Here is a 25,305-nt window from a genome sequence, read left to right as displayed (position 1 = left end):
GGTGCAAAGCTAACAAAATAATGGTATATTTGCACTCGCAAAGCAATAATACCACTGGCTAATGGCTATAGTTTTACAAATCCTGACACTGTTCGGAGCTCTGGGAATGTTCCTTTACGGAATGACCCTCATGAGCGAAGGCCTCCAGAAGGCTGCCGGAGACAAGATGCGCTCCATACTCGCATCCATGACATCCAACCCTTTCAAAAGCGTACTTACCGGACTTCTGATTACATCTCTGATCCAATCTTCGAGTGCGACTACCGTAATGGTGGTGAGTTTCGTGAATGCCGGGCTCCTTTCGCTTGCGCAGGCCGTGGGGGTCATAATGGGAGCCAACATAGGAACGACGGTGACCGCATGGCTCATATCACTTCTCGGGTTCAAGGCCGACATATCGGTACTGTCCATTCCGCTCATGGCAGTGGGCTTCATCCTGTCGGTTTCCAAAAAAAGTTCGAGGAAGAATTACGGCGAATTCGTGGTGGGCTTTGCGCTGCTCTTCCTCGGCCTGACTTTCCTGAAGGATTCGGTTCCGGATTTGAGCGGGAGTCCGCAGGCCTTGGAGTTCCTTAAACAATGGACAGGTTACGGGTTCTGGTCAGTCCTGCTCTTCCTCGGCATCGGTACTGTCCTGACGATATTGCTGCAATCGTCTTCGGCCACCATGGCCCTGACCCTTGTCATGGTCAATTTCGGCTGGATACCTTTCCCTATGGCCGCCGCCCTGGTGCTCGGAGAGAACATAGGGACTACAATTACCGCCAATATAGCGGCGGCAGTGGCAAATGTTTCGGCAAAGAGGGCCGCACGTGCGCATACCGTATTCAATGTGTTCGGTGTCATCTGGGCGATAGCCCTTTTCAATCCTTTCCTGTCGATTATCTCCTCGATAGTGACCGCCTTGGGATTGCCTGATCCGCTTTCCGTAGATATGGTTTCGTTGCAGAACTCGTCGGATGCGGCAGCAATAGCGGCCGGCAGCACTTCCGTGCTTTACGGCGTGTCTTTCGTGCATACCTTGTTCAATGTCATCAATACGGCGCTCCTGATATGGTTCATCCCTCTGATTGTCAAGTTCGTGACATGGTTGGTGAAGGACAAGGAGACTGTTCCGGAGGACAATATGAAGTTGAAATACATACATGCAGGCCCTTGGGGAGCTCCTGAGCTTTCCCTCGAAGAGGCCAAGCAGGAGATAGTCCATTTCTCCCAGATATGCAAGGAGGATTTCATGAATGTCCGTGAAGCCATACATGAAACCGACCCGGTAAAACTGGACGAGCTTCTGAAAAAACTCGGAAAATACGAGGAGACTACCGACAGGCTCGAATACGAGATAGCCGCCTATCTGAACAAGGTGGCCGAGACCGGGGAAATGAGCGAGGAAAGCAGCCGCCGGATAAGGGCCATGTATAAGATAATAGGTGAACTGGAGAGCCTCGGGGATTCCGCGGAAGCGATCGGGCGCATCCTCAAAAGGAAGCAGACCCACAAAAAGGAATTCGATTCCGTCATGCTCGCGGATATCGACGAGATGCTTACGCTTGTGGACAATGCGATTGACAGCATGACCGAGAACATCCAGGCCGGCTATATGGTAATCAAGAATATCGAGAATGCCTTCTATGCAGAGCAGGCGATTAACGAGTGCCGCAACAAGCTGCGCGAAAAGCATATTGCCAGCATAGAGACAAGCGGTTACGATTATCTGTGCGGTACATATTTCATGGACATAATTTCCGAACTCGAAAGGGTCGGTGATTTCATCATAAACGTCTCCGAAGCGATACTGGAGATAAGGCGTAAATAAAATCCAACCGGATACGGAGGAAAAATGGCCCCGAAAAAAATACAGGTTTTTGCCGTTTTGCTGTCGGCCGCAGTCCTGCTTTCATTCCTGCCCTCCTGCTCATGCGGCAGCGGAAGCACTACGGAGTCTGTCAGTCCGGCTGTTGCGGATCAGCCTGTCCCTTTCCCTTTTCCCGAGGCTCCGCTTCTGGTCCGGAACCAGGGGACGGTGGCCATGGCCGGGTACCTTTGCGAACATTTCTGGAACGGTTTTCTCGATACTTCGAGGGTATTTCCCCTGTCCGATACGCTTCTGCTCGGGGTGACCGAAGGGGATTTCAAAAAGGCCGTCGAGAATTATGCTTATCTCGTGGATGTGCTTTCGAGCGACCCGGAGGCTTTCATTCTACAGTCGGGCGCACTGTTTTCCGGACTCGACAGGTTGCTGGAACGGGCTTCCGCACTGCGTGCGGCTGATTCTTCTTCGGTAATGCTCGACCGGCTCGCCGAATACATGTCACTGTATTTTTATGACCCAAATTCTCCTTTCAGGAACGAGAACATATACGGCCATCTGGCTTCGGCCCTGGCTTCTTCGCCCTTTGTCGACGAGGTCATAAGGGGCCGTTACCGTTTCGAGGCGGGACTGTGCGCATTGAATCCGGTGGGAAGTACGGCTTCGGATTTCGCTTTTTCCGACAGGGCCGGCAGGGTGTCGAATCTGCACGGCATGGATGCCGACTATGTGATAATGTTTTTCTCCAACCCGGGTTGCGAGGCCTGCCGCCAGATTATGGACCGGCTCGTCTCATCTCCGATGGATGCTTCCGGGCACAGTCTCACGGAACTCATCGCCGCCGGACGTATAGCCGTCCTCAACATCTATATCGATTCCGATATCGAGGCCTGGAAGGATTACAGCAGTTCTTATCCGTCCGACTGGCACAACGGTTACGACCCGTATGGCATACTCCGCGACAATTCCCTGTATGCTGTCAGGGCAATACCTTCCCTTTATCTTCTCGATTCGGAAAAACGTGTCCTTTTCAAGGATGCCGTTCCCGAAAAAGTAATCGCATACTTGCAGGGAGTGCTGTAAGAAGCTGTTTAAAATTTTTTCAAAAGTTCTTTGTGGCACCATTCCGGCATCTTCCTGCCATTTTTATCGTAAAATAGCGCGGCTTTTTCAGAACGTCAGTCCGTCTTAAAACGTCAGTCCCAAAACGACACCGATTCCGCTCTCCCAGCTGCCTTTTTCAACTGTTATTCCAGGAATAATCAGGGTCCGGATACTTATTTCGAAGGTGACTTTCTTGAAACAATTTGCAATACCAACGGATGGAACGGCATAGAAATATGCTTTCCGCTCTTCGGCATAGGCATCCTGCCGCTGTTCTTTCAGCGCTGAAAACTCGGAGAACCCTCCTATCTCGACCCCTATGAATGGCCTGGCAATTTTCTTCGACTTGAAGTAATATTTGGTGTGCGACGCATATCCTATCCCGTAGTTGAAGTTTATCAGCTCCAGACTGATTCCGGTGTAAACGCCTGCTTCCCGAAAATAAATGCCGTGCGATGTGAAGACCGATACTGCCGTAGGCCCGAAGTATGGTCCCAGAAAAGGGATTGCAAGCCAACCGTATGTTCCGACTGATACTGAACCCATGTATTCCGGAGCCGGCTTGGCATGTCCATCATCCGGCATTTCATGCGTACTGCCGGTCTGCGGGTACAGCAGCATCGCGGCAAAACACAGTGTTGCAAACAGTTTTTTCATGGCATTTTGTTGAGATACCAGGATTCGAACCTGGACAGACAGAACCAAAATCTGTAGTGCTACCGTTACACCATATCTCAATCACAGTGAATTGGCCGCAAATGTACATCATTTTTGCGAAACCGTCAAATTATCTTTTCCCCTTGAAGAAATCGCTCATAAGGCGGGCGCATTCTTCGGCAAGTACTCCGGAAACGACCGAGGTTTTGGGATGGAGCAGCGACGGAGAGTAGAGCGTGAAGCCTTTTTTAGGATCCGGGGCCCCGTAGACGACCTTGCGGATTTGTGCCCATCCGAGGGCGGCGGCGCACATCGGACAAGGTTCCACGGTCACGTATAACTCGCATTCCGTCAGGTATTTTCCTCCCAAATGTTCCGTGGCCATGGTGATTGCCTGCATTTCCGCATGGGCGGTAGGGTCCTTGAGCCGTTCTGTCATATTGTAGGCACGCGCGATTATCCTTCCGTTACAGACGATTACCGCCCCGACCGGGACCTCGTCGTCTTCGTATGCCAGCGCGGCCTGCCCGAGTGCCGCCCGCATGTATTTTTCTTCCGTATTTTCCATCATTTTCCCGAATTTTCCCGAAATCTCCCGATTTTCCAAGGCATGGGCCTTTCCGTGCCTTGCCGCCTGCAAAACACGGCAAATATAGCAAATAAAGGTGACAAATTGTCAGCAAAGGCGGCATGGCATCCAATTTGCCCGAAGAATGCCGTCCTGTCAGAAATGCCGGGGCGGATTCCGGAAGGAAAAGAGACTCGAAAACAAGTAAATGTTAAATATTTAAAAATTTTTGATTATGAATATCAAACCATTAGCAGACAGAGTTCTGGTTGAACCGAAAGAAGCGGAAATGAAAACCGCCGGCGGACTTTATATTCCTGATACTGCAAAGGAAAAACCTTCACAGGGTACGGTAGTGGCAGTAGGCCCGGGCAAGCAAGACGAGCCGATGGAAGTAAAATGCGGAGATACTGTCCTCTTCGGCAAATATGCCGGCAACGAGGTACACTTGGATGACAAGAAATATCTCATAATGAAGCAGTCGGACATAATGGCTATCATAGGTTAATTCTATTATTAGGTTAATTATCATAGGTTAATTAAATATTCAGGAGGAATAAAATATGGCAAAAGATATAAAATTCAACATCGAGGCACGCAACAAGATGAAGGAAGGTGCCGACGCACTTGCTAACGCAGTTAAGGTAACTCTCGGCCCTAAAGGACGTAATGTGGTCATCGACAAGAAATTCGGTGCTCCTCACGTGACAAAGGACGGCGTTACGGTAGCAAAGGAAATAGAGCTTGAAGACCGTATTGCCAACATGGGTGCGCAGATGGTCAAGGAAGTCGCTTCCAAGACCAATGAGCAGGCCGGCGACGGTACTACTACGGCTACCGTCCTTGCACAGGCAATCATCAATGTGGGCCTGAAGAACGTTACCGCAGGTGCCAACCCGATGGACTTGAAGCGCGGTATCGACAAGGCGGTTGCCAAGGTTGTCGAGGATTTGAAGGCGCAGAGCCGCGAAGTGGGTGACGATTATTCGAAAATCGAGCAGGTGGGTACCGTATCTGCCAACAATGACAATTATATAGGAAAACTAATCGCGGATGCGATGTCGAAGGTCAAGAAGGACGGCGTGATAACCGTCGAGGAAGCGAAAGGTACCGAGACCGAGGTGAAGGTAGTCGAAGGAATGCAGTTCGACCGCGGTTACATCTCTCCTTACTTCATGACCAACGGAGACAAGATGGAAGCCGTTCTCGACGCCCCTCAGGTGCTTATCACAGATAAGAAGATTTCTACGATGAAAGACCTTCTTCCTATCCTCGAGCCTATTGCAAGGGAAGGAAAATCACTGCTCATCATCGCAGAGGATGTCGATGGGGAAGCCCTCACCACATTGGTAGTGAACAGGCTCCGCGGTACATTGAAGATTGCTGCCGTAAAGGCTCCGGGCTTCGGTGACCGTCGTAAGGAAATGCTTCAGGATATAGCTACCCTTACCGGTGCTGTCGTGGTTTCCGAGGAAAGAGGCTTTACTCTTGAGAACACTACTCCTGACATGCTCGGAAGTGCCGAGAAGATTGTCATCACCAAGGAAAATACGACTATCGTGAACGGTGCGGGCGACAAGAAAGCCATCGAGGAAAGGGCGGATCTCATCCGCAAGCAGATTGCTTCCACTACTTCCGACTATGACAGGGAGAAACTCCAGGAGCGTCTCGGCAAACTCGCCGGCGGTGTGGCAGTCCTTTATGTAGGTGCGGCTTCCGAGGTCGAGATGAAAGAGAAGAAAGACAGGGTAGAGGATGCATTGAACGCAACCCGTGCAGCAGTCGAGGAAGGTATCATCCCTGGTGGCGGCGTGGCTTACATCCGTGCTGCCGAGGCATTGAAAGACCTCAAAGGCGATAACGAAGACGAGCTTACAGGTATCCACATCGTTGCACGCGCAATCGAGGAACCTCTCCGTCAGATTGCGGCAAATGCCGGTGTCGAAGGCAGCGTTATTATACAGAAAATCCGCGAAAGCAAGGGCGACTTCGGTTATGATGCACGTACCGAGCAGTTCGTACACATGTTTGACGCAGGCGTAATCGACCCGACCAAGGTAGTGCGTATCGCATTGGAAAATGCAGCTTCCGTAGCAGGAATGTTCCTTACGACCGAATGCGTGCTTGCCGACATACCTGAAAAAGAACCGGCTCCTGCAATGCCTGCCGGCGGAATGGGCGGCATGATGTAATAACTCCAACCAGGAGGATTGTCGATTGAGAGGCGGTCTCGCAGGAGATCGTCTCTTTTTTGTGTTTGCAGGATGATGCGATTTGAAAAATTTTCCTATCTTTGACTTCGTTGCAAAAAAACACAACGAGTTGAATTAAAAACCATTTATTAACTATTATTGCTGTATTAAATTTATGAAAAAAACATTTTTATTTTTTGCATGCCTGTGCGTGTTGCCTTTTTCCATGGTTCTTTCCTGCGACCCGGTGGAACCCGATCCGAATGACGGAGAGGACCCTGTGGCACTGGCCAAACCTGAAGGACTAAGGGGGGAGAGTACTGACAATTCGATTGTTTTCATGTGGAGTGCCGTGGAAAACGCAAAATGCTATTCATATATTTTCGAAGACGGCGATGAAGTATATGTAAACGAGCCGACCGTCACGATGGAAAATCTTCAGTCAGAAACGACATATACGTTCAAGGTGAAGGCGGTATCCGGCGACCTCGAAAAATGGCTCGATTCGCAGTGGGCGGAGGTTACCGTGACTACGGGGGAAGAGCCGGTGAGGCCGTTTGCCATAGATATAACCGGTGTCACTTTCCATAGTGTAGAAATGAAGATAAGCCCGCTCGATGCGGAAATGACGTATTTTACCAATCCGTGGAAACTTGCGGACTTCGAGAGCTACGCTTCTACTGAAGAATTTGCCAAGGCCAGAGTCGATGGTTTTAAGGAGGCCGCGGAGCTCAGCAACTTGACTATGGAGCAGTATCTCAATGCGATTGGTCTTTCAGTCGGCGAGGAAATATACATATATCTAAATCTTGAAAGCGATACGGACTACGTGGTCTATGTTTTCGGTCTGGATTATCAGGGCAATATCACTTCGGAAGTGGTTTACGAGCCGTTCAGGACCGAGCCGGAGCCTCAGGTGCAGCCTTCTTCCATGACTTTCGAGTTGAGCGTTACGGATATTACGGACATCAGTGCGAAGATGACCATGAAACCTTCCGTCGATGACGAGTATTATTACGCATTTTTCGTGAATAAGGAAAACTATGATTATTTGGGCGACGAGTATATCATCCAGACATGTATAGACGATTTGAACGAATACATTTCGAGTTCCGACTGGGCAGAAACGGTGGCAGAGCAGTGCTTCATGGGAGAGGATACGTTCTCATACGCTGAATTGGACGCCAATACTGAATATGTGGGCTTTACCTTCGGCGTGGGACAGCAGGGCCTTTATGCCGCTGCATCGACTGATCTTTTCGTCTCCGATGTCTTTATGACCAAGTCCCCGTCCGGGAGCGACGGCCCTATCCGCATCGAAGTAATAAATTTTGAGATAGATGACGTCCAGATCAAATTCATACCTTCTCCGGAGGTCGAATCCTACAGGTGCGAACTCCTTCCGCTTTCCGATTTCGGCGATGTGGGCGATGCGGAAATCATTGCCAAGGACATGGAGAATTTGTGGAACGATTATGCGGATTATTATGTGATGCTGCTTCTGTATGAGGAATATACCTATACCAGAGTAAATCCTCTTGAGCCGGACACTGAGTACATAGCATTTGCATACGGGTTGAGCGACAGCGAATTCGTCGCTACTACCGATCTGTGCAAGGTCGTATTGAGGACTCCTTCTGAAAATTAGATTTTCCGGAGCGGTTTTCGAACGGTTTCATGATGTCCGGTAGCGGTCCTGATGATTGTCTCTGTATATCAATGATATTTTAAACGACAGCTTCTAAAAAACATTTGTGGCCCGGGTGCGTTTTATAGCCTCGGGCCACATTGTGACATTATGCCTATCGCGCATTTATTTCGTCAGTGGCGCGATATGAGATGTAAAATTTCCGGATAATATGTAACGGGAGCGGTGAATGTTACTTTTTTGCCCGTGCTCTTTGTTCCTGTGTCCGTCGTCTTTGCCCCTTTCAGATATTCTTCGGGGATTTCCAAATCAAAAAAGTTATGATTAACAATCACAAATATATGAAAATTTGCGTAAGTTTGTAATCGGATTCAAATTTTGAAATTATGAAAAAGGCTTTTGTTTTTCTTGCCGACGGTTTTGAAATCGTCGAAGCGATGGCTACCGTGGACATGCTTGTAAGGGGAGGGGCGGATTTGAAGCTCGTTTCGGTTTCCGGTGACAATGTGGTGGACAGTGCACAGGGCATCCCTGTCATAGCCGAATATCTTCTGAAAGAAGTCCCTGTCGAGGATAAGCTGTTTGCCGGGGATGAATTCGTTTCGGTGTCGGATATCGGCAAGGAGGATATCATGATATTCCCGGGAGGAATGCCCGGAACGAAGAACCTTGCGGAGTGCAAGCCTCTTATGGACAAGATGAAATCGCATTATGCGGAAGGCGGTTGCGTGGCAGCCATCTGTGCCGCTCCCGGCCTCGTGCTTTCGCAGCTCCCTCTCGATGAGACGGTACGCCGGAACGGTTCTTTGAAGATGACCTGCTATGAGGGTTTCGAACCGGCCCTGGAGGCCAAAGGAGTTACCGTCATAGACCAGAGGCAGGGAGTTGTCGTGGATGGGAATATCGTTACGGCCAGCGGTCCGGGGCATGCCGTGGATTTCGGTCTGGAGATTTTAAGGTTGATTAAAGGCGAAACCGTGGCCCAAGAGACGAGAAGGCAGTTGATGCTTTAGGCGCATATAAGTATTGATTGTCTTTGAAATGCGAAGATTTTTAGTTTTCATAAAGGATTGGACATTGCCTATCGCCATGATAGTCGGTGTCCTTTCTTATTTTGCCTTCAGGGACATACGGGCGCTGGAACCTCTGCTGCCGGAAGCCCGTTGGGTATCTTCGCATTTTCCGCCCTGGCTGATTTTCCTGATGCTCCTCTTTACTTTTACCAAGGTGCATCCGAAAGACCTGTGGCCACGCAGGGCGCATTTGTGGCTGTTGCTCATACAGGTTTTCGGCTCGGTGGGCGTATACCTGCTTCTGCATCCTTTCAATGAGGTGGTGGCACAGTCGGCCATGATATGTATCATTTGCCCTACGGCTACCGCCGCCGCTATCATTACCGAAAAATTGGGAGGGAAGGTGGATGCGCTTATTACGTATGTGATTGAAATCAACCTCGTGGTATCGGTCTTCGTCCCTGCTGTCTTCCCTTTGATTGAGCCGCATGAAGGACTTACTTTCTTCCAGGCTTTCCTGACGATACTGAAGAGGGTGGTGCCTTTGCTGGTTTTTCCTTTGGTTACCGCATGGTTTCTGCGTTTTTGCATCCCTAAGCTGCACAAGTGGCTGTATGACAACCGTGGCGCGGCCTTTTATCTTTGGGCCCTGTCGTTGGTGCTCGTCATGGCACAGACAACCAAGTCGTTGGTGGAGAGCGAATACTCTCTCGGCGTGGAACTTTCGATAGCTCTGGTCGGGCTTGTCACCTGTGTGCTCCAGTTTGTCATAGGGAAGAAAATCGGCAGCCGCTACGGAGACCGTGTAAGCTGCGGTCAGGGGCTCGGACAGAAAAATACCGTGCTCGCCATCTGGATGGCCTATACTTATCTCAATCCGGTAACGGCGGTCGCTCCCGGCTGCTATGTGGTATGGCAGAACATCATAAACAGCTGGCAGCTTTACCGTAAACGCAAGAGGGAAGGCAAGCGATGAACGGGGTCGTCGATATATTTTAAGGTATGTGCGGCCTGCCTTGCACTTGCGATGTGCGCGGCGCTCCTTTCCTGTTCGGGAGGAGCAGGTTCGGCCTATGAAAAATATAGCATAAGTACCGATGCCGGTCTGGATTCGGCCCTGCTTTCCCTGAAGACGAATCCTTCCGATTACCTTCTCGGTGACGCGATTCTCAGATATTGTACGGAGAAAGGCAATTTCGATGTCATCATAGACGGTTTTCCTTCGGTTTTCCGTCATGCAGAGGCTGAAGGTGATGGCAGGATGGCCCTCAATTGCGGTCTGTATCTTTCGCAGGCTTACCTGTTCAAGGACAGGCTGGATTCATGCTACTACTATCTCGACCGCGTTTCCCCTCTGGTCGACAGCACGGGTTTCCAGGCTGCCATGATGCACAATATATCGGCAATCTATGCCGTCAAGGCGTATACCGGCTATGCGGATGCTCTCGACCATTTCCGTAAAGCTTACGAGATTTCGCAGGGGGACACCCTCAACATGGGGGTGATGCTGATGAACATTACCACAATCTACCTGACACGCAGGGACACTTCGGGGCTGCCCATTGTGCGGCTGCCCCGTGTTTTTTCCGTTTCTCAGACTGCCATCGTGACGGCGAGCGTAGCGAGGGAAATGATTATCCACAGCGATATTCCGAGGGCGAACGGCCTGATTCCGGTGTTCCGGATGCTTTGTACGGATATTCCGCAGCCGATAAGGAAGAGGGTCGCGCTCAGGGCGTGTTTGGAGCAGGTGACTATGCCGGACGAAACCGCTGCCGGAATGTCGAGCCAGGTGTTGGCGAGCATCGCGAGGATGAAGAACAGGATGAACCACGGAATGGAGATTTTCTTTCCCTTCTTTCTGAAAATAAAGGTGGTGGCTATGGCCATCGGGATTATCCAGAGTGCCCGGGTGAGTTTTACCGTAGTGGCGACTTTAAGGGCTTCTTCGCCGTATGCGGCTCCGGCCCCTACGACCGAGCTTGTATCATGGATTGCGATGGCCGCCCAGGTTCCGAATTGCTCCTGGCTCATTCCGAGCCAATGTCCTATTGCCGGGAAAATCAGAAGCGCGGCGGCGTTCAGCGTGAAAACCGTAGCCATGGAGAGCGTGGTTTCGTCATCCTCGGCATCTATGATAGGGGCTATTGCCGCGATTGCGCTTCCTCCGCAGATTGCCGTGCCGGAAGATATGAGGTATGAGTTGTTGCGGGAAAGCCTGAAAGCCTTGCCGAGCAGGACCCCGAGGCACATCACTCCGATTACGGATACTATCGTAAACAGCATGCCGTCCTTTCCGGCTTCGATTGCCGAATGCAGGTTCATCCCGAAACCGAGACCTATTACTGAAAGTTGGAGCATGTACTTGGAGGCTTTTTTTGTGAATTTTTTGAACGGTGCGCCCAAAGTTATCGCCAGCAGTATCCCGGCGAGGAGCGACAAGGCTGTCGGAAGGAAGAATGATGCTGCAAACAGCCCGATAAAAAGGATTTTTGTGATATTGTCTTTCATTTGCCCTGTTGGATTTATGCGGCAAAATTAAAGACAGTTTTCCTGCTTGTCCCAACGATAATTTTTATAACCTATAACCGCCGGTTATTTCTGTGCCGGTATTTTAAACAGATTTTAATCTCTGGCGAAATGTTTTGCGAACAAATGGAATTTTTCACGCAGTCCGGTCATTTCACCCGGTCTGAAAACGCTTGCGAATTCCCTTTCCATTTCCATGTCCCCGATATCGACGATTTTCAGTTTCCCGTCACGGATTTCGTCGCGGATGGCGATTACCGACACGATGGCCGCGCAGTCGCTTTCCATTATGAACGATTTTATCGCTTCGGTACTGTCCAGTTCGATGATTACGTCCAGGTCCTGGATGCCGATGCCTTGCCCGGAGAGGTATGCCGCGATTATTTCCCTCGTCCCTGAACCGCTCTCTCTCAACGCCATAGGCAGCTCTTTCAGTCGTTCCGCGGTGATGCTTTCGAGGTTTCTGAATCTTCCGTCCGGTTTTACGGTCAATACGAGTTCGTCCGACAGCAGATGCTCATAATGGAGGCCTGCCTTGCGGGTGGTGTTTTCGACAATGCCGAGGTCGATCGCCCCGTCCGACAGCCATTTTTCTATGTTTTCGCTGTTTCCCGATTTCATCGATACGGCGACACCGTCGAAACGTCCGATAAATCCTGCAAGGATGCGTGGCATAAGGTATTGCGCGGCTGTCGTGCTTGCCCCGATGCGCAGGTTCCCCTTGACGGCATTGGCCATGAGCCCCATCTCGTATTCCAGTTCACGGTAGCCCTGGAGCAGCCTTTCCGCATGCGTAAGCAGAATTTCCCCGGCCTTCGTGAGGCTCACGCCGTTGTAGCTCCTGTTGAAGAGCGATACTCCGAAACCGTTTTCGAGTTCGTTGATGTGTTTGCTTACGGCCGGTTGGGATATGTTCATCTCTTCGGCGCATTTTGAAAAATTCAGGTTTTTTGCGGCCGATACGAAAACCTTTAGTCTGAAATCGTCCATCGGAACTTTCTTTTTGTCGGATAAAGATAGTAATTTTGTATGGGTTTTAGCATGAAAATATGGATAGGAAAAATTTTAAAATAGAAATCTGTGCCAATTCGGCCGAAAGTTGCGTTGCCGCCCAGGCTGGCGGGGCGGACCGTGTTGAACTCTGTGCTTCCATACCCGAGGGCGGGACGACCCCTTCATACGGGGAGATTGTGATGGCGCGTGAGGCGATTACGATAGGTCTGAATGTGATTATCAGACCGCGCGGAGGTGATTTCCTGTATTCGCCCCGTGAGATAGGGGCGATGCTCAAGGATATAGAGATGTGCCGCAAGGTCGGGGCGGACGGCCTTGTTTTCGGTGTGCTCAGTCCGGACGGGACTGTGGACAAGGCGGCGATGCGGGAGTTGATGCAGGCTGCCGGAGGGCTTCCTGTGACCTTCCACCGGGCTTTCGACCATACGGCGGACCCTTTTGCCGCCCTTGAGGATATCATCTCCCTCGGATGTGCCCGCATACTTACTTCGGGCCAGCAGCCTTCCGCCGAAAAAGGCATCCCGTTGCTTGCGGAGCTTGTGCGGCGGGCGGCCGGGCGCATCATCATAATGCCCGGTTGCGGGATTCGTGAAAACAACATAGCCGGCATAGCTGTACGGACCGGTGCGCACGAGTTCCATTTTTCCGCCCGCGAACAGGTCATAAGCGGCATGGTTTACAGGAACGGGGATGTCTGCATGGGAGCCGACTGCGATGAATTCGTCCGGGATGTGACGACCGCTTCCAAAGTACGCCGCACCATCGGGCAATTGACTGGAAAATGATTTTTGAGAAACATTCTGAAACATACTGTTATGAAAGGAGATGTCAGTGATTCCGTTGCCGTAAAGAAACGGTACTGGTTCAAGACGGTGATATCCGTTCTTGTCGTGCTTTGTTTTATGCCTCTGGGGCATGCAATGATGATTATGATGGAGCATTTGCTCCCGCCGTCCGCCCTGCACTATTGTGCCTTTGCGTTGGGCGCCGTGGGCCTTGCCATCGTGATTGCCGGGGTTTTCGTGAAAGGCGACACCAGGCAGACCCTTCTGGGGCTCATCGGAGGCCTGCTTTTCTGGACGGGCTGGGTAGAATTCCTTTTCCAGTATTATGCAAACCGTTACGGTGTCCAGCCCGAAATAGTCAACGGGGAGATTGTCACAAAACCCGAGTATCTCATTCTGCCGGCTACTTTCGGTATGTGGATGCTGATAATGACGGTTTATGTTTTCAGTGTGAAGACCGGATGCTATTGCATAAACTGGCTTCAGAAGCTGTTTTTCGGGAGACGCAAGGATGAGATTGTCACCCGTCCGCTTTCACGGCACACTTCCATAACCACTTTCATGGAACTGAACATGATGATGTGGGCATGCTACCTGTTGCTGATGTTCTGCTACGATTCCCGGTTCCTCGGCGACAGCCACCCAGTGACCTTCCTTGTCGGGATAGGCTGTCTTGTCGGAGCCGTGTTCATGTTCATAAAGGAGTTGAAGCTCGGCTCGTGGGGAGCCAATATCCGCATGGCGATTGCTACCGTAATAGTGTTCTGGACTCCTGTGGAAATCATGGGCAGGAACGACCTGTTCAACGAGATATGGGTGGCCCCTCAGGAGCACGTTGCCGAAATGGTTATCATACTTGCCGTCTTCATCATTCTCGCGGCCGTCCTTGTCTGGAATGCCCTGAAGAAGAAAAAATGACCTGTGCCGGTGTTGGTGGATTGATGTTGGCGGGTTGATGTCGGAGGACCGGTATTGGTGTATCGGTGTTGGCGGATTGATGTCGGCGAACCGGTGTTGGTGTATCAGTGTTGGTGTATCGATGCCGGCGAACCGATGTTGGTGTATCGGTGTTGGTTGGTTTGAAGCGAGTTGATTTTTAATAAAATACTGATTTTTAATGATTTAGCAAAATTCAACTCGCTCCGAACTTTCGTTTTCTGAGGCCTGAGAAATAATGTCCTAATAATGTCCTAACAATGTCCTGACGAAGGATTGATGGGCGAGGTAACAAAGGAATGAAAATTTGATTTTGCCTGCCGATTTTTCACCGCATTCCCGTTTTCGTGACCGAAAAGCAATTTCCCGACAAATTTTCCACCCCATAGCCATCGCTCTATTTTGGAGCGCTTGATAATCAATAAGTTGCAAAAATGGGACTGTCTTTGGGTACTTTCTGAGGTACCCAAGCGCAGGGTGTGTTTTGGTAGTTTGTTGATTATCAATAATTTGCAAAATATCTGGCTGGACGTGGGATGCGTTTCTGGCGGCCTAAGAGCCAGTAAGAGCCTGTATCTTCGCGCCAGAAAGACCTGCATCTCCGGTGAAGGAACAGGGGCGTGGTGTACATTCTGGGTCATTCTGGGCAGCACCTTCGGGGAAAGTGCCCGGGATTCGCGGGAATTTGGTGCACTTTCCCGCTGGAAATGTTGATTTTACCGTCATTTTCGCCATTTTCCCCCGGAAAGTGAACCGTATTTCAACAAATTCACGGCACTTTCCCGGGCACAAGCAACGCAGCAGTTCTTCTTCGACTTCAAGACAAAGGTTCAGGTGGCGGAATGTGCAATAATTGGCGGAATGTGCAATAATGAATAATAGATGAATAGAATAAGGGCAGCCCCGAAGTCAATGACTTGAAGGACTGCCCTTGATTGTTTTGTGCCTTTGCAGGGTTGCAATGGATCCTATGATTGCAATGAATCGCATGGCTACGATGAGCCCCACAGTTGCAATGAATCCTCGATTGCAAGGAGGCAACAATGCAAGGAGGCAACAATGCAAGGAGGCAACAATGCAAGGACGCAAGGATTCAATGGAACTCCTGCCGTTGCTGCCGTTATTCCTGGATACCCTTGACGACTTTCATGAGCTGGTCGCCGAGCCCGATTGTGTAGCCCTGGGAGAAGAATACGACTCTGTTGAAGGTATCGGCAAGGACGAACATCGGAAGCCTTCCGCCGTTTTCGGCCTTCATGTTTTCAGCCATCATGGCCCTTACGGAGCCATCGGCATCGATTCCGAAATGTACTGTCGAAGGAAGTCCTTTGAAGTTTTCCTTGTTGAACCTTTCGTAATCGCTCTGCGAAGCGAAGAGCAGGACTATCGGCCGGCCCCATTCTTCAAGGCCTTCGGCTGCCGCTATGATGTCCTTGAGAGCATGGTTGGTAGGCTCATGTCCGTAATCTATCACACCGACAATGAAATAGCCCCTTCCGGTAGTCAGCAGTACCGATGTCTCTTCACCTTCAAGTGTCTTGTATTTTGCTTCCGAATTGAAACTTCCTATGACCCTGAACTGATTCGGGTCTTCGCGTACCTTGAGTTCGGTTTCGGTCGTTTCGCCTTCATTTATAGTGAAAAATTCGACATCCGTAAGAACATTGCCCTGGGCCATTCTTGAGCCGCTTACCAACATGTAATAACCGCATTCCAGTTCAGCTCCGTCCTTGAAGTCCGCCCATGTCGCGCTTTCCGGGTAGCTGAGCAGTCTGAATGAGCCATTGTCATATTTTGAAATGGTAAAATGCGTATAGTATTTAGGGTTGTCGAGCATCGGGATAGGGGAGAAATCAAGTTTCAGGGTTCCCGTAGGCAGAACGGTCTGTTCCTGAGCATCGAAATCCACATCCATTACGGTGCTGTCGGAAAGCATGTATTTTACTCCCCCGGTCACTTCATCCACCCAGGCCGGAATGCCGAGGCTTCTTGCCGCCGAAACGAAAAATACCTTTCTCGATTCTTTGTCGGCTATCCTGTAGTCCCAAACCCTTTCAGGATTTACCTGTACATAACGCATCGATATGGTATCGAGCAGTTTGAGACTGTCGCGGCACCATTCGACGAGTTTTGACGGATCTTTCCTGAAGATAGAAGCGTCCGAAACCGAAATATTGTCCTGCAAATATTCGCGGTAAGGGTAGAGGAGTTCCGTAGTGACCCTCGGATTGAGCACCGTACGGGCATCGGCATTCTTGTCCGTATTGTAAAGATGGTCGGCCAGAACTTCGTAAGGAGTGTCCCTGAGGTCCTTTTCCGCTATGACTTCGAGAAGTTCCAGCGCCCTTGTTCCGAGTCCGTTCTTGGTGGCATCACCGAGGAAACGTGAAACGGCTTCGAAATTGCCCCTTGCCCCGATAAGCAGCGGAACGGTCCTTTCCGGGGAGAGCACGTATTTTGCCGCGAAGTCCTCGGCGCTCTTCTTTGTAAAGAAAGTTGCCGTATAAGCGTTCCTGATGGAGTCTTCGTATGCCATCCTCCTGTCGTTTTCGGCCCTTTGTTCCGGAGTGACTTCAGGGATGTTGGCATTCTCTGCCGGAGGCACTATTTCGAAAGACATGTGTTCAATCCTGTCCCCTTCGGCCTTGTCGAGTGTGATTGTCACCGTAGAGTCTTTCCCGAATGACACTTTCGTAAGCCCGAACCTTCCGTCCTTGGAGGCGAGCACCATCAGGTCCCCTCTTCCGGCCGTAAGTGATGAGTGTCCCTCGTCGTCGGCGGTCTTGGACGCTACCGTGTAGAACTCGGCATAGTTGTACAGTTTGTATTCAACCCTGGCTCCTGAAGCAGGTGTCCCGTCCGTTTCCACTACGTTTACTTTAACTTCGGCAGGTGCCGGGGCATAATTCTCTATGACATTGATTTCCGTATACATAGGAGTGCGCCTCATCACGTCTTCCGGTCCGTCATAACGTCCGAAAACATTGGTGTGCATGAGCATTCCGCGGCTTGCAGGGGCGTTGAACCATCCGAGGTCGAGAACCGGCTCCGGTTCGCATGCTCCGAGGAAGTACCATTCTCCGTCGACCCATGCTTCCACCCATGCGTGGTTGTCATCGGTATGCGCCCATCTTGGAGTGTATACCTGCCTTGCCGGTATGGCAACGGATCTCAGAGCGGCTACAAGCAGGGTGGATTCTTCCCCGCAACGGCCGTAAGCCGTCATTACTGTTGCTAAAGGAGAACTTGTGCGCGAGTCGGAAGGCATGTATATCGCCTTCTCGTGGCACCAGTGGTTGACTTCGAGTACGGCATCATACATCGACATGCCTTTCACTCTGTCTTTCAATTCGTTGAAGAAGACGGCCCTGGATGTGTCGAGATTCTCGTTGTTCACGCGCACCGGAAGTATGAAGTGCCTTATTTCCCTTTCCGGAATCGTTTTTCCCCACGGCATCTCGGCGAGGGCTTCCTTTGTGAGCCTGTAGTTTTCAAGATAATATTTTCCGTCATGGTTGAGGATGTCTCCTATAGGCATGTACGCATAAAGGAATTTGAGGGCTTCGCGTTCGTCCGTTGCGAGCGGAGTCCTGAAGATACCGAAGGCCTCCTGACAGTCGAGGGCCTCCCTCTTTGCTGTAAAATCCTTTTCGACTTGTTTTCGATAATCCGTGTCGTTTATAAAATGGTCCCCGCATGAAACCATTGCGGTCAGAGACACGAAAATCATTGCCGATACTAAAAAATTTTTCATATTATTTTATTGTTGTCTGTTTCAAAACAAGTTCCACGATAAAATCCGTTTCGTCCGGAACGGTCCCGAGTTTCAGCAGTACCCCGTCCTTGTCCTGGATGAATTTGAGACGTTTTCCGTCATTTACGCACTGCGCCGCCGTTATCTTGCAATCCTTGAGGGGAAGGAAGAGCGAATCGTCCTGAAGGTCGAGGATGTGTATGTAAAGTCTGTTCCCTTTCCTCGTCGTCGCTCCCCAATCGCGGGGCGGGATGTCTCCGCGCTGTGTCCTGTATATGGTGAAACCGAATTCGTCCATCCATTTTCCTATGCTTTCGAGCCTGTCCACGGCCTGCTCCGGCAGTTTCCCGTCGGGCCCCGGGCCTATGTTCAGCAGCAGATTTCCTCCGCGCCCGGCCGCATTCACAAGGTAATGTATCAGTTCTTCGGCGGATTTGTATTCATCATCGTGAATGTCGTACCCCCAGCTCGCACCCATTGTCTGGCAGGTTTCGAGAGGCAGGCTGGTGCTTACGTCCTGTGCTCCGGAATAGCCCGCAAGGTTTTCCCCAGGGAGGTCCCTTTCGAAAATCTGGATGTCTTCGCCTTCGATTGGGTTCCTGTGGTGGTTGTTCCCTATGAGGCAGCCCGGCTGTAAGCCGTGTATCAGAGGATAAAGTTCGTCGTACCTCCAGTCGTACCCTTCCGGCATGTCCCAGTCCCCGTCGAACCAGATTGCGCCTATTTCCCCGTAATTGCCGAGCAATTCGGTCAGCTGCCCTTTCATGAACTTGAAGTAGGCCGTCGTGTCCGTGCTTCCTTCAGGCCTTCCCGTACCCCTTCCGGTCCGTCCTCTCGGGGCGTCCTCCCGGCCCCAGTCGATGAGCGAGTAGTAAAGGTGCAGTCTGAGACCTTCTTTATGGCAGGCTTCGGCAAGTTCTTTTACGATGTCCCTTCCGAAAGGAGCCGCATCCGTAATATCATAATCTGTATACTCCGAGCCGAACATGGAGAATCCGTCATGGTGCCTTGCGGTGAAGCAGATATACTTTGCGCCAGAGCCTTTTATGGCCTTCACCCATTCTTCCGCATCGAATCCTGCCGGGCAGAACCCTCCCGCTAATTTTGCATACTCCTTATAATCGATATCCTGATTGTTGAGCACCCATTCCCCGTCTCCGAGCATCGAATAAACACCCCAGTGGATGAAAATGCCGAGCCCTGCTTCCCGGAACTCCTGCCTTGAAGCGAGATTGGCCTCCGTGGGAACATAACGGGCCTCTTCATGGCCGGAATATGCCTGTCCTGCCGCATTCCCTGCCGTAAGAGCTGAAAAAATCAGCAAAATGTTTATCGCGAAAAATATTTTTCCCATTAAAAACAGCCCGTTTGCTCAAATTATCGCAAAATTAAGAAAATATGCCGGAAATCCACCCAAGAAGCCGTTTAAAATTTTTCACGGATACCCGATACTGTCCGGGCTTGCGTTCGGTTACGGCAAGAATGGTGTTAGACCGGGAACGCCTTGACTTAATCATATTGTTTGTAAACTGCTGCATATCAGTGTATTGTCAAAGGTTTTCCAAAAAATCCTTGTTCCCGGCGAAGTCCACGTGGATGTCGTCAAAAGTATAGGGACGGGAGATGTCATAATGGTCGGGACGGATTATGCTGCTGCCGCCGCTTCACAGGTGTGGGTCGGTGGCGGCATGCTGGATGGCGTGTCTGAGTGTATGTCCGATGGCGTGCTTGGTGGTGTGCTTGATGGCGTGTCTGGCGCACGCCTTGTTTTGGGCTTGTATTTTATAATACATTATTAATCAATGTATTATAGGATATCTCCTTAAAAATGGCTGTGGATTCCGAGGGGTTTGAAACATGCTGGAATCCACAGTTGAAAAATTTTATCGTTGTGCTAATTGGTTGTATATCAATTGTTAATGTGGTGATAGGGCTGGGCCTGGGTGTGCTTTGCGATACAGCCCCGACAGACATGAATCCGTCTGCAATCCTGTCAAAGCCAAATCATCACCGCTACAACAAACAGCCCCTCCATACACGAAAAAAGTACCTGCATCCGTCCTGCAAGTGCTTCATCTCCAATGTTTTCAATCAGTAGCGGGGCCCAGGATTGAACTGGGGACCTCATGATTATGAATCGAATTTAACAGCTTCTAAGGTGTTCCCATCCAGTTTCCGCCCTTCGATGGCTTGTCATAAGTGCTTATATTACAAGGTCGAAGATAATAATTCCTTTTCAATCCGTATTATTATCACCCGTTTCTCTGCGTTTTGTGTAATTTTCGTGCAAATGCCCGCTTTGTCTGCCGTGAAATCATACGCCTAAGACGATGCTTGCATCAATATTGAGCTTGCGACTGATGTCACGGGCCACCTTCAATGTCGGTTCACTCCTTCCGGTCAGATAATCGCTGACACGCGACGGGCTTACCCCGAGAAGTTCGGACAATTTAGCCTGATTCAGTCCCATTTCATACATACGGAGCTTGATTGCATCCACAAGCGAGGGGGATTTTATCGGGTAGTGCTCATCTTCATAATCAGCCACAAGAGCCGACAACAAATCCAGTTCCACCAGATTTTTGTCATCCATAGGCGTATTGTCGTCCACCAACGGCAGAAGTTCCTCTATCCGTTCCATTGCCATCTTATAAGTTGTTTCGTTCTGTATCTTTACCATCTGTCTATATGTTTTTTGCATCTATTAAATCATATTCCGCATGAGTGCCGATAAAACGGACAAGCACCAGTTTTATGGTAAACTTGACTACCACTATCAATCTGTGATTGTTCCCCCTTATGTTGAACACATAATGCTGGTTTCCTATACTGTCAACACTGCCGAATATCTGTTTCATGTCAGCAAAGCAAGTCCACTCTGCCTTTTTCACTTTCTGGTACCAGTCTTCAAGGGCAGTTTCCGCATCTGGATGCCGCGTATAATATTCAATAATTTTATTCCTTGCTATGATTCTCATGTCAGCCTTGTCTGTCAGTGCAAAGATAATAATTTATATTGAAATGCAAAAGAATGTTTTGAAATACAATATAATATTTAATATTTTTAGCCGTCCCGCTATGTAGTCTCTTGAAGTGGATTCTATTTTCCTTTGAAGTATCTGCAGGGGTACTTTGGATAGATATTATGGGTGCGTACTTGACCTCTGCTAAATCCATATACAAGAAACCCTCCGACATTGCTGCAAGAGGGCGTATCTGTAAGTATGTATGCTGTCACTGTTCCTTGAATACTGGAGTAAAGTCGCTCCAGTCTTCGACCTTGAAAGCACGGATGTCTCTGACCGAATCTCGAAACCATGTCGTTTTCTTCAGGGCTTCTATCGCTCTGTAAAGATTCGCCATATCGTTCCTCTCGGTAAGATAGACACTACCTTGGGTATTGTAGAAATCGTATTTACGCAAGATTACACCTATCTCGAAATAGGCGTTGTTGTATGGCTCTCCATAATTCTTTTTAAGGTCCGACACGACCATGTCAAATGCTATCGCAAACATATCTTCCCCTACAGTTTAACTGGCTGGAAATATCTCTCCTCGCCAAAGAATATCCTCCCCACTTTGTCCTTAATGGCAATAACAATACCCTTGAACGGATTCTGTTCAATGTCTATAACCTCTCCCTCCACCCAGTCGGATTCTCCAGTGAGTTGAGGGGACACTTTCGCTTTATCTCCTACTTTCATGGCTTCCCGTGTTTATGTTATTCGCAAATATAGTCTTTTTATCTGGATTTTGAATAGGTGTAGTTAAAAGGTGTAGAATAAATCACAACTGAAATTTTATTCGGGGATTTAAAGCCACATCATCACCGCTCCAACAACCACATCCATACACGAAAAAAAGCACCTGCATCCGTCCTGCAAGTGCTTCATCTCCAATGTCTTCAATCAGTAGCGGGACCCAGGATTGAACTGGGGACCTCATGATTATGAATCATGCGCTCTAACCAGCTGAGCTATCCCGCCATCATGTTCCGTCAGGTTTCGGAGAGCCGCGACCGTGTTGCCGGCTGCTCAGGCTGCTTAATAATGAAACCTTATCTTGTTGAGATAGAAGGACTCGAACCCTCACTGACAGAGCCAGAATCTGTAGTGCTACCATTACACCATATCTCAATTTTCCCGTTTTGGGACTGCAAAGGTAAGAAGGTTTTTTAAAATAGCAATGAGTTTTTCAAAAAAATGCTCCTATCTTTGTCTTTTCATGAAAAACGTTTGGCAAATGAAGACCTTGATAACTTGCATGCTTGCGGCCTCTCTGGCCTTACTGTCCGGCGGACTTTCCGCCCAGACAATCAATCCGACACCTCATTATGTGGTTTTCGACCCGGAAGGAATGGCACTCGACATATCTTCCGGAATCCGTCTTGATGACGTCAAGGGAAAATTTTCCGAAGATCTCGGTTTCCTTGAAGCCGCCGGTATAAATCTGTGCGCGGAATCCGAGGGCGGTAAGAGGGGCCGGACAAAAGTCGCCGTGAATATGTATGTCGATTACGGAAAAAAATTTTCTTCCTCATCCGGATCGGGCCGTGCCTCGGTAAAACCGGTTTCGGGGGCATATTCCCTGACAATCGGGGGTGACGGGATTTCGATAACCGGCCATGATGAACGCGGGGCGTTTTACGGGATACAGACCCTCAGGCAGTTGGTTGAAAATGCCGAAGAGCCGGGAAAACTGCCGTATCTGACAATCGCGGACTGGCCCGACCTGCCGAACAGGGGAGTGGTGGAAGGTTTTTACGGAACCCCATGGTCGCATGAGACAAGGCTTTCATTGATAGATTTTTATGGAAAATTCAAAATGAACGTATATGTTTACGGACCGAAGGACGACCCTTATCACAGCAGCCCGAACTGGAGGCTTCCGTATCCGGAGGACGAGGCGGAGGACATATCCGAGCTTATCGATGCGTGCCGGCGGAACAGGATTGATTTCGTGTGGGCGATTCATCCGGGCCAGGACATAAAATGGAACGAAGAGGATTATGCCAACCTCCTCAATAAATTCGAAATGATGTATGCGCTCGGGGTCAGGAATTTCGCGATTTTCTTCGATGACATTTCCGGCGAAGGAACGAATCCGGTAAAACAGGCCGGGCTCCTGAACCGTCTGACCGCGGATTTTGTCGAGGTGAAAGGCGATGTCTCCCCGCTGACCGTATGCCCTACCGATTATTCGAAACTGTGGGCCAATCCCGGACCTGACGGCAATCTCGCGATTTACGGGAATGAACTCAATGAAAGGATAAAGGTTTTCTGGACAGGGGATTATGTTTGCAGCGACCTGACGAGGGAGACCCTCGACTGGGTGAACTCGAGAATCAAACGTCCTGCCTATTATTGGTGGAATTATCCGGTTACCGACTATGTGCGCAATATCATATTGCAGGGCCCCGTATATGGCCTTGACACTACATTGACCGACAAGGAACTTTGCGGGATGCTCAGCAATCCGATGGAGCATGGGGAGGCCTCGAAGCTGGCCCTTTACGGGGTGGCGGATTATACATGGAACATATCCGCTTACAGGCCACAGGAAAATTGGGAGCGGGCCCTGAAAGAGCTTGTCCCTGATGCTGCCGAGGCGTACCGTACCTTCGCCATACATTCCTGCGACACGGAAACCGGATACCGCCGTTATGAATCCTGGGAGACAGAAACCTTCAGGCTCGACCAGTGGACACAGGCTGCCGCAGATGCCTTGTGGGCGGAATTCGACAGGGTGGAAAAAGCTCCCGGAGAGTTGGAGGCCGCCTGTGCCAACCGTGCGCTCCTTGACGAGTTGCGCCCGTGGCTGACGGAATCCGCAAAACTCGGGACACGAGGAAAACGTGCCGTGGAATTGATGGGAATCTATCGCTCGGGAATGCCGGATACCGCCCTTTTCTGGGAAAAATATTCGCAGAACATCATGTCGGCCGAAGACAGAAAGTCATACGAAGCGCACAAGTCCGGCACCATGAAACTGCAACCTTTTTATGAAAATGCAATGTCCGACATGGGATTCGGTTTTCTTGCCTCGTTGTCTGGAAAAACTCCTAAGGAATACAGTGGAATAGGTTCGTTTTCCAACAGCGGCGGCATGACGGCCTCCCTTATGTTCGACGGCGATTCGACGACATATTACACTTCCGGGGTGTCTCAGAAAGACGGCTCATGGGTAGGTGTCGACCTTAGAACGGTCCGTGACATCCGCGGCGTTTCCATACTTCAGGGCCGCAATTCGACCGACGATGTGGATTATTTCGACCATGCCGTAGTGGAATATTCCGTAGACGGCAAGGACTGGAAGCCTTTGACCGGAGAGCTTGAAGGGCAGTATGTCATAAACTGGAGCGGGGAAGGTGTCGAGGCCCGTTATGTAAGACTGAAAAGACTCGCCTCTGACAGGAAAAATTATATCGCCATACGTTCTTTCGATATAATTACAGGCGATGAAAATACCATGAGCGGCGAAACGGCTGCCGCACCGGCTTTCGACGGCCGTATTTCCACATCCTACAGTCCCGACGGGGAGATTTCCTGGAAGGTCCCGGAGGGAATATCCGAATACGTAATATTGTCCCGTTTTCCGGATGATTGCGGAGCACGCCTTAAACTTATCCAATATGCCTCCGACGGCAGTGTGATAAGTGAGACCGATATTGATAAAGCATATTTTAAAGTACAGCCCGTACGGAGGACGGCAGCATTCGGCTTGTCTGGCAATGCCGTGATAGTGGAAATCGTAGGAAGATAAGGGTTGGAGTATTTGACTTTACTCCCTTGCCACTAACACGACGGCGTATGCCTCGCAGCCTTCGCCCCTGCCGACGAAGCCCAGGTGCTCCGTAGTCGTGGCCTTGACGGAAACATCTTCCACGCCGATTCCCATGACGGAAGCAAGCGTTTCGCGCATTTTCCCTATGTGTGGGGCGAGTTTCGGGGCCTGCATGGCTATGGTTATGTCGGCATTGACCACTCCGTAGCCTTTCCCGCGCAAGATGCCTACAGTGCGTGAGAGCAGTATTTTGCTGTCGATTCCTTTGAATTCCGGGGAAGAGTCCGGAAAATGTTTTCCTATGTCCCCTGCTGCGATTGCTCCGAGCAGCGCATCGCACAAGGCATGTATCGCGACATCGCCGTCAGAGTGGGCCACGCACCCGAACGGCGATTCGATTCTTACTCCTCCGAGCACAAGCGGCAGCCCCTGGGCAAGGGCATGCACGTCGTATCCGTTACCAATCCTGAAATTTGCCATTCATTTTTCTGTTTGAATGCAAATATAGTGTTTTC

23 protein-coding genes and 3 tRNA genes are annotated in these 25,305 nt (G+C 50.1%); 11 read left to right on the top strand and 15 right to left on the bottom strand.

Annotated features, from left to right (window positions below):
• The first annotated feature begins 61 nt into the window (after positions 1-61).
• Together B5F83_RS08530 and B5F83_RS08525 are read left to right on the top strand one after the other, a co-directional pair.
• Positions 62-1,813, top strand: a complete 1,752-nt coding sequence (locus tag B5F83_RS08530; protein WP_087279624.1) for a Na/Pi cotransporter family protein — start codon at positions 62-64, stop codon at positions 1,811-1,813.
• Positions 1,814-1,837: 24 nt separating this feature from the next.
• The gene (locus B5F83_RS08525; protein ID WP_087279621.1) at positions 1,838-2,890 is read left to right on the top strand and encodes a DUF5106 domain-containing protein; all 1,053 of its coding nucleotides are present in this window, start codon (positions 1,838-1,840) and stop codon (positions 2,888-2,890) included.
• A 105-nt stretch (positions 2,891-2,995) separates the two neighbouring features.
• Here the strand turns inward: B5F83_RS08525 and B5F83_RS08520 are convergent, their stop codons facing one another.
• The 3 genes from B5F83_RS08520 to B5F83_RS08510 all read right to left on the bottom strand — a co-directional run bounded on the left by B5F83_RS08520 (position 2,996) and on the right by B5F83_RS08510 (position 4,136).
• Complete coding sequence (locus B5F83_RS08520) at positions 2,996-3,568, bottom strand: hypothetical protein (protein WP_143822508.1); 573 nt, start codon at positions 3,566-3,568, stop codon at positions 2,996-2,998.
• A 9-nt stretch (positions 3,569-3,577) separates the two neighbouring features.
• Positions 3,578-3,648, bottom strand: a tRNA-Gln gene (locus B5F83_RS08515).
• Positions 3,649-3,698: 50 nt separating this feature from the next.
• A complete protein-coding gene (locus B5F83_RS08510) occupies positions 3,699-4,136 on the bottom strand; it encodes a nucleoside deaminase (RefSeq protein WP_087279681.1) in 438 nt (145 codons plus the stop codon).
• Between the two features lie 235 nt (positions 4,137-4,371).
• Here B5F83_RS08510 and B5F83_RS08505 point away from each other — a divergent pair, with 235 nt between their 5' ends.
• The 5 genes from B5F83_RS08505 (at position 4,372) to B5F83_RS08485 (ending at position 9,965) form a co-directional block, all read left to right on the top strand.
• A complete protein-coding gene (locus B5F83_RS08505; RefSeq protein ID WP_087279615.1) occupies positions 4,372-4,644 on the top strand; it encodes a co-chaperone GroES in 273 nt (90 codons plus the stop codon).
• Positions 4,645-4,699: 55 nt separating this feature from the next.
• Entirely contained in the window at positions 4,700-6,328 is a 1,629-nt protein-coding gene (groL, locus tag B5F83_RS08500) for a chaperonin GroEL (protein ID WP_087279613.1), read from the top strand.
• Between the two features lie 175 nt (positions 6,329-6,503).
• Positions 6,504-7,976 carry a fibronectin type III domain-containing protein gene (locus tag B5F83_RS08495; protein ID WP_087325317.1) on the top strand — a complete coding sequence of 491 codons (1,473 nt, stop codon included), beginning with the start codon at positions 6,504-6,506 and terminating at the stop codon, positions 7,974-7,976.
• 386 nt (positions 7,977-8,362) lie between these two features.
• Complete coding sequence (locus B5F83_RS08490; RefSeq protein ID WP_087279606.1) at positions 8,363-8,989, top strand: DJ-1 family glyoxalase III; 627 nt, start codon at positions 8,363-8,365, stop codon at positions 8,987-8,989.
• A 28-nt stretch (positions 8,990-9,017) separates the two neighbouring features.
• Positions 9,018-9,965 carry a transporter gene (locus B5F83_RS08485; protein WP_087279603.1) on the top strand — a complete coding sequence of 316 codons (948 nt, stop codon included), beginning with the start codon at positions 9,018-9,020 and terminating at the stop codon, positions 9,963-9,965.
• A gap of 345 nt (positions 9,966-10,310) precedes the next feature.
• Here B5F83_RS08485 and B5F83_RS10850 read toward each other — a convergent pair whose 3' ends face one another.
• The 3 genes from B5F83_RS10850 to B5F83_RS08475 all read right to left on the bottom strand — a co-directional run bounded on the left by B5F83_RS10850 (position 10,311) and on the right by B5F83_RS08475 (position 12,508).
• On the bottom strand, positions 10,311-10,442 hold the full coding sequence (locus tag B5F83_RS10850) for a hypothetical protein (RefSeq protein WP_255376119.1): 132 nt from the start codon (positions 10,440-10,442) through the stop codon (positions 10,311-10,313).
• 140 nt (positions 10,443-10,582) lie between these two features.
• The gene (locus B5F83_RS08480; protein ID WP_087279600.1) at positions 10,583-11,500 is read right to left on the bottom strand and encodes a putative sulfate exporter family transporter; all 918 of its coding nucleotides are present in this window, start codon (positions 11,498-11,500) and stop codon (positions 10,583-10,585) included.
• Between the two features lie 114 nt (positions 11,501-11,614).
• Entirely contained in the window at positions 11,615-12,508 is an 894-nt protein-coding gene (locus B5F83_RS08475; RefSeq protein ID WP_087279598.1) for a LysR substrate-binding domain-containing protein, read from the bottom strand.
• A gap of 59 nt (positions 12,509-12,567) precedes the next feature.
• Between B5F83_RS08475 and B5F83_RS08470 the strand changes: the two genes are divergently transcribed.
• Both B5F83_RS08470 and B5F83_RS08465 read left to right on the top strand, forming a co-directional pair.
• Positions 12,568-13,317 (top strand): copper homeostasis protein CutC, encoded by a 750-nt coding sequence (locus B5F83_RS08470; RefSeq protein ID WP_087279595.1) that lies wholly within the window; start codon positions 12,568-12,570, stop codon positions 13,315-13,317.
• 30 nt (positions 13,318-13,347) lie between these two features.
• Positions 13,348-14,235: a hypothetical protein gene (locus B5F83_RS08465; protein ID WP_087279590.1), complete on the top strand. Its 888-nt coding sequence runs from the start codon at positions 13,348-13,350 to the stop codon at positions 14,233-14,235.
• Between the two features lie 1,138 nt (positions 14,236-15,373).
• Here the strand turns inward: B5F83_RS08465 and B5F83_RS08460 are convergent.
• Positions 15,374-18,007, bottom strand: coding sequence for a transglutaminase-like domain-containing protein (locus B5F83_RS08460; protein ID WP_087279587.1), 2,634 nt, complete (start codon positions 18,005-18,007; stop codon positions 15,374-15,376).
• A 1-nt stretch (position 18,008) separates the two neighbouring features.
• Complete coding sequence (locus B5F83_RS08455) at positions 18,009-19,361, bottom strand: alpha-L-fucosidase (RefSeq protein WP_087279584.1); 1,353 nt, start codon at positions 19,359-19,361, stop codon at positions 18,009-18,011.
• Positions 19,362-19,554: 193 nt separating this feature from the next.
• On the opposite strand from B5F83_RS08455, the gene B5F83_RS08450 reads away from it, so the two are divergent.
• On the top strand, positions 19,555-19,806 hold the full coding sequence (locus tag B5F83_RS08450; protein ID WP_087279582.1) for a hypothetical protein: 252 nt from the start codon (positions 19,555-19,557) through the stop codon (positions 19,804-19,806).
• Between the two features lie 515 nt (positions 19,807-20,321).
• Here the strand turns inward: B5F83_RS08450 and B5F83_RS08445 are convergent.
• From B5F83_RS08445 to B5F83_RS08415, 6 genes are all read right to left on the bottom strand, one after another.
• Positions 20,322-20,687 (bottom strand): helix-turn-helix domain-containing protein, encoded by a 366-nt coding sequence (locus B5F83_RS08445; RefSeq protein WP_087279579.1) that lies wholly within the window; start codon positions 20,685-20,687, stop codon positions 20,322-20,324.
• A gap of 4 nt (positions 20,688-20,691) precedes the next feature.
• Positions 20,692-20,985, bottom strand: coding sequence for a type II toxin-antitoxin system HigB family toxin (locus B5F83_RS08440; RefSeq protein WP_087279576.1), 294 nt, complete (start codon positions 20,983-20,985; stop codon positions 20,692-20,694).
• Between the two features lie 256 nt (positions 20,986-21,241).
• Positions 21,242-21,523 carry a virulence protein gene (locus B5F83_RS08430; RefSeq protein WP_087279574.1) on the bottom strand — a complete coding sequence of 94 codons (282 nt, stop codon included), beginning with the start codon at positions 21,521-21,523 and terminating at the stop codon, positions 21,242-21,244.
• Positions 21,524-21,531: 8 nt separating this feature from the next.
• Positions 21,532-21,711 carry a hypothetical protein gene (locus B5F83_RS08425; protein ID WP_087279571.1) on the bottom strand — a complete coding sequence of 60 codons (180 nt, stop codon included), beginning with the start codon at positions 21,709-21,711 and terminating at the stop codon, positions 21,532-21,534.
• 208 nt (positions 21,712-21,919) lie between these two features.
• Positions 21,920-21,993: transfer RNA gene (locus B5F83_RS08420), tRNA-Met, on the bottom strand.
• A 79-nt stretch (positions 21,994-22,072) separates the two neighbouring features.
• Positions 22,073-22,143, bottom strand: a tRNA-Gln gene (locus B5F83_RS08415).
• A gap of 127 nt (positions 22,144-22,270) precedes the next feature.
• Between B5F83_RS08415 and B5F83_RS08410 the strand changes: the two genes are divergently transcribed.
• The gene (locus B5F83_RS08410) at positions 22,271-24,769 is read left to right on the top strand and encodes a beta-N-acetylglucosaminidase domain-containing protein (protein WP_087279677.1); all 2,499 of its coding nucleotides are present in this window, start codon (positions 22,271-22,273) and stop codon (positions 24,767-24,769) included.
• Positions 24,770-24,787: 18 nt separating this feature from the next.
• On the opposite strand, the gene ispF is transcribed toward B5F83_RS08410, so the two are convergent.
• Positions 24,788-25,270: a 2-C-methyl-D-erythritol 2,4-cyclodiphosphate synthase gene (ispF, locus tag B5F83_RS08405; protein ID WP_087279568.1), complete on the bottom strand. Its 483-nt coding sequence runs from the start codon at positions 25,268-25,270 to the stop codon at positions 24,788-24,790.
• Positions 25,271-25,305 lie beyond the last annotated feature (35 nt).

Source organism: Muribaculum sp. An289 (genome assembly GCF_002159555.1).
GTDB lineage: Bacteria > Bacteroidota > Bacteroidia > Bacteroidales > UBA932 > Merdivivens > Merdivivens faecigallinarum.
The sequence above is the reverse complement of the archived record's forward strand: the minus strand, read 5'-3'. Positions and strand labels throughout refer to the sequence as shown.